Raw genomic sequence first — 1,232 nt, forward strand, 5'->3', positions numbered from 1 at the left:
ACAGCGCCTGCTAGTGTGGTGTTTCCTCCACTATTGCTATGAACAGTGCCGGTACCTATAATATGGCTGTTCTTGTGATGCACTTGTTCACTGGAGCCCTTTTTAACGATGGGTAGGACGCTTTAATGGTCGCTTTTGTAAAGCTTTTGTCTTTTGCTGATGTTTTCTTTCATCCTCAAAATGCGCTAGTAAAGCGCGTTCCTTCTTCGTTTTGTTGGTCACACCAAAAGTGTCATTGTCCATAAATTGCTGATATCCAGCTACCATCAAATTAACTAAAAACGAGTCACTTTTCACAGGGGGGACAAAATAGATCCCTTTTGAATCTTGCATTTTGTACCGGAAACCGGCTTTTTTCATGCACTCATAAACTGAAGCAAATTCACTTGCATACGAATCCATATTGTCAGGAGAAGCATAAATTGGTTTCCAACCACATTTTGTTAAGGCTTGTTGGGTCATCGCTTTATCAACATCTGGTTTTTCCCACAATGCTAAAGTGGATGGAGGAGGTTGGTTAATACATCCAGCCACAATAAGCAGAGCTATACAGCTCAATAATTTCAAGATTTTTTTCATTTTTCCCCTCTTTGAATGGATTAATTAAGGAGACAATCCCGCACAAGCATAGGAACACATGAATGTGGGGATTGTAGTTTCCATCAACAGCAATATTTAAGGTTGGCATTTACGGCTATTTTTATACTTTTTACAAAACGGGCTGTTTAAGCGCTTCTTGACACTTCTCTGTGGAACGACAGCACCTGGTCGACAAATCGGAAGGTTTTCGGCTCTAAAAGTGTAACACCACCCACCCGCTCTTGCTACCTCTTCATCTTTATAGCGGAATCCTGATTGAAGCATGCAAGCATAAATTGTTGCTTTTGCATTAATGCTCTGCTTTCTGTTTTCTGGATCGACATCATAAGGGGTTGGCATGCCACATTCTAACAAGGCTTTTCCTACCTCAGTAAAATCAGTAACTCCATTTTTCTCCCACGCGCTCAAATACCCTCCAGGAGTTTTATTAAATTGACATCCGGCAATACCTAACAAAGTTACAGCACATAATAGCTTTAGAGTTTGTTTCATTTTTTTCTCCATGATCTAATTCAAGGTTTTTGTTTTAGATGAGATATGCCATAGCGCACTTTACACTTATCACTCGCATGTCCAAGACAAGTATGGGAACTTATGGGATTTGTAACCACTCTCCACCATTCTGTCCAAAC

2 protein-coding genes and 1 pseudogene are annotated in these 1,232 nt (G+C 40.3%); all 3 read right to left on the reverse strand.

Features of this window, described 5'->3' with window-relative positions:
• Positions 1-101: pseudogene (locus PVV57_RS10320) on the reverse strand (hemagglutinin repeat-containing protein); the annotation flags it as partial.
• A gap of 1 nt (position 102) precedes the next feature.
• A complete protein-coding gene (locus PVV57_RS10325; RefSeq protein ID WP_273784046.1) occupies positions 103-579 on the reverse strand; it encodes a hypothetical protein in 477 nt (158 codons plus the stop codon).
• Between the two features lie 96 nt (positions 580-675).
• Positions 676-1,092 (reverse strand): hypothetical protein, encoded by a 417-nt coding sequence (locus tag PVV57_RS10330; RefSeq protein WP_273719004.1) that lies wholly within the window; start codon positions 1,090-1,092, stop codon positions 676-678.
• Between the last annotated feature and the right edge of the window lie 140 nt (positions 1,093-1,232).

The organism is Bartonella sp. AU15XJBT (assembly GCF_028618615.1).
GTDB lineage: Bacteria > Pseudomonadota > Alphaproteobacteria > Rhizobiales > Rhizobiaceae > Bartonella.

What these genes read in the sequence shown, in the direction of transcription:
- PVV57_RS10325 (WP_273784046.1), bottom strand. Translation starts at nt 579, where the DNA reads ATGAAAAAAATCTTGAAATTATTGAGCTGTATAGCTCTGCTTATTGTG.
- PVV57_RS10330 (WP_273719004.1), bottom strand. Translation starts at nt 1,092, where the DNA reads ATGAAACAAACTCTAAAGCTATTATGTGCTGTAACTTTGTTAGGTATT.